This window comes from Daejeonella sp., assembly GCF_049655485.1.
GTDB lineage: Bacteria > Bacteroidota > Bacteroidia > Sphingobacteriales > Sphingobacteriaceae > Daejeonella.
The window spans coordinates 1-3638 of sequence record NZ_JBASJU010000218.1; the positions used below are offsets into that span (position 1 = coordinate 1).

A 3638-nucleotide genomic window follows, 5' to 3' on the forward strand; every position below is an offset into this window, starting at 1 on the left:
CCGCTACACCTTCACTATACTCTCCGATCAGGAAGGCACCGATTGTAGCGACACTCATCAGAAAAAACTCATTAAAAATATCCAGGCGTTTTAGTTTCCTGAAAGCGAGGTCAAGGACTTTCCAGCCAGCCAACAGGTAAGCTATTCCATAAATAATAAGACTTATCGTATTGGCGAATACTTTATCAAATCCATACTCTAAAACAAGCATTACCACTAATATAGATAGAGAAAGAAGGAGATCCCAGTGAGCTTTCCAACCGGATTCTTCAGCAACAGCTTGGTTATTAGCCGAATGGCTATGGCCATCTTCCTCAGAGTGATTTTGCTCCTGATTAAGCTTAACTACTTTGGCAGGCTCATCTTCCTGCAGGATATTTTTATTGTCTTCCATATCTTTATTTGATTATAGCCAGGGCCTGACTGTATGTTGTAATTGTAAATTTCCCCATGTTGGATGATTATAAACTCTTCCTCCATTCTTAATTCCCTAATGACCTTCCTCGCTACCGCCGGCAGCTTTTGATTGTAAGTAAAAAGCTCCTTTGGTGACTACTTTAACATCTTTGGGTAACTCTTCCAACAGTTTGATCTGTATGTAGCCTAATTCAGAAAGGCCTGTAGCAACTTCGACCATTCTAAAATGGACAGGGTCACTGGCTTTTTTTGCGCCCTCACGCTTATCTTCCTCTTCGACGACGAAAATATACGATTTTCCCGCACTGCCCACTACTCCTGTAACCGGAATTGCAGGAACAACATTGCTGCTAACGTTAATCAATGCTGAAACATACATGCCCGGTATGAGGGTCTTTTTTTTAGGATTTTGAACGGTAGCGTGTACTGTAACCCCTTTGCTGTCATTTTCGAAGGACTTATTGATCCCGTTTATCTCGCCGCTGATTGGAAATCCCTCCTGATTAGTTAGCTGATAATTGACCTTCTGACCTATACTTATCTTTGAAAGGTCCTTTTCGTAAACTAACAGGTCGGAATGCAACCTTGAGTTATCGGTAATATCTGTAATGGCAGTTCCAGGTTGCACGAAGGAGCCGGTTTTAATCAAAATCTTGCCTACTGTGCCACTGATGGGAGCCAGAAGGGGAAATTGTGAAACAATGTTTCCCGTGGAGATCCTTTTGGCCGATACACCAAGCTGCTGTAACTGTCGTTCGTATGCAGTTATCCTGGCTTTTTCTGCATTGAAATTAGCTTGCGCCTGCTGAAATGATTTACCTGTTCCGGCATCAGCGGCCCTAAGCTGACTTTGGCGATCATATTCTGCCTGTACAAATGTAAAATTGTTTCTTGCAGCTAAATAATCCTGTTGAATACGTATTAATTCCTGATTCTCAATAGTAGCGATGGCCTGGCCTTTATTAACGAACTGGCCTTCAATAATATTAATTCTTCGAATAATACCCCCTGAAATCACATTTATATCGGCTTTGTTTTGGGGTGGAACTGCAAGTTGTCCGCTGGCTTTAACTACCTCGCTCAGGTTACGCTGTTCAATACTACCTATTTGTATACCAACGGCATTGAGTTGTTCAGAGGTTAGTACCAGACCTTCCTCATGTTCTTCTTCATGGGTTTCAACCGAAGCACTTTCTTCGCTTACTTTTTTTTCTGAACATGAGCTCATAAAAACACTCAAAGAAATGGAAAGGATTGTTATATAAGTTATAGCTTTCATTTGGTTATTCTCCTTTAAAAAATTGTAATTGAATTGCAGATTGATTTAGTTGCTCGAGTGAACGCAGATATGTTAGTTTACTTTCTATAGCTGAAGTCAGGTTTTGTATATATTCCATATATCCGATCTCACCAAGATTAAAAGAAACCTGAGTTATTCGTAACTGCTCATCTGCCAGTTTTAATCCACTCTGCAGATAATAATCCACTATCTGCTTATACTTCAGATATTGAAAAACTTCCTGCTGGTATTGAGATTGCAATAATGCCTGGTTAGTCAGGAGATTTGACTGAGCAATCTGTGCACCAATCTGTTCGCTCTGGATGCGGGCCCGCCCGGCTTTATTAAAGATTGGTAATGCTATTCCCAGTTGAACTCCGGGCATATAACTAATACCCTTTAACGGATAGCTGTAACCTGCAGTAAACTCAGGCATGTTTTTGGCTCTTTCGGCTTGAATCTTTGCGTTAGCTACTTCAACGGATTGCTGGTGATAACCGATTAAGGCGTTTCTTGCTGTTAGTGAAGAATCAATACTCAAATTCAATGCAAAATGAAGATCGCCGATAGCCAAAGAAGGTGCAACTGGCAAATTCAAAAGCTGCTGTAAAATGATCTCATTAGTTTTCAAATTGGTAGTAGCTGCTATTTTGAGAGCCTGAACTTCCTGGAATTTATTTTTTGCATTAATTAACTCCAGATTGGAGGTTTCCCCGGTGCGGTATCGTATTTCAGACTTGGTTATGAAATTGCGGTAAATGCTATCCTGGAACCTTAATGTTTTCAGGGTTTCCATACTGATCAAAACACGTTGATATGCCTGACGCACATTGCGGGTTATCTCAGCTTTGGTATATAACTGAGATTGTTCAGCAAGGCCCGTTTGTTTTGACAGGAGTTCCTTTTGCCGCTTATAGTAACCCGGTAGGGCGAAACTTTGATTTATTCCAAGCGTGTTTTCTACTCCATCGCCATAAGGCTCCTGGCTATATTGTACCTGGGTTTTTGAGAGGTCCATAGCTGTTTGCTGAAGAACCCGGGCCTGGTCCACCGCCAAACCAGAGGCACGGAGTTGCTGATTGTTTTGAATGGCTATCGATATCGCACGGTTTAGGTCCAAGGGAGTGTTTTGAGCCTGAACGTTTGTGTTGCCAAGCAGCACAAATCCTGGTGCCAGTATCGCCAAAATCAATGATTTATTTACCATAAGTTTTTTCTTTTTCGTACCTGAGAATAATATATACAAGCAGGGTAATACAAAAAGGGTAAGAATAGTAGCGGTCATTAATCCCCCAATCACAACGGTTGCCAGTGGCTTTTGAACTTCGGCGCCGGCACCATTAGACAGAGCCATAGGAAGAAATCCTAGGGAGGCGACAGAAGCGGTCATAATCACTGGTCTCAATCTAACCTTTGTTCCTTCTAGTACACGCTGATAGATATCTGTCATGCCTTCATCCTTTAGCTGATTGAAATATCCTATCAGCACAATTCCGTTCAGAACTGCTACCCCAAATAAAGCAATGAAGCCTACTCCGGCAGAAATACTAAAATGCATCCCCCGCAGCATTAATGCTAACACACCACCTATGGCTGACAATGGCACTGCAGTGAAGATCAGGAGCATTTGGGTAAAGGACCTGAACGTAAAGTATAAAAGGCCAAGGATCAATAGCAGTGCGATAGGAACCGCTATTGATAATCTGTTTTTCGCTTCTGTAAGGTTTTGAAATTGTCCACCGTACGTTATATAATACCCTGATGGCAGTTTGATTTTATTGTCCAGCAACTGCTGAATATCTGCGACAGTACGCTCGACATCCCGTCCGCGAACATTAAAACCAACATAGATACGTCTTTTTCCATCCTCACGAGAAATCTGGGCAGGAGCATCTTTAAATGATATAGCAGCTACCTGGCTTAGGGGTACTCTATTGCCAGA

At 41.8% G+C, this 3638-nt stretch carries 2 protein-coding genes and 1 pseudogene; all 3 read right to left on the reverse strand.

The window, feature by feature from the left end; genetic code table 11:
* Positions 1–394: pseudogene (locus tag WBJ10_RS09295) on the reverse strand (heavy metal translocating P-type ATPase); the annotation flags it as partial.
* A 96-nt stretch (positions 395–490) separates the two neighbouring features.
* On the reverse strand, positions 491–1696 hold the full coding sequence (locus WBJ10_RS09300; RefSeq protein WP_424289578.1) for an efflux RND transporter periplasmic adaptor subunit: 1206 nt from the start codon (positions 1694–1696) through the stop codon (positions 491–493).
* A gap of 4 nt (positions 1697–1700) precedes the next feature.
* A partial coding sequence (locus WBJ10_RS09305; RefSeq protein WP_424289580.1) for an efflux RND transporter permease subunit occupies positions 1701–3638 on the reverse strand: 1938 nt, incomplete at its 5' end.

Coding starts and splice junctions, on each gene's coding strand:
- WBJ10_RS09300 (WP_424289578.1), bottom strand. CDS start 1,696: ATGAAAGCTATAACTTATATAACAATCCTTTCCATTTCTTTGAGTGTT.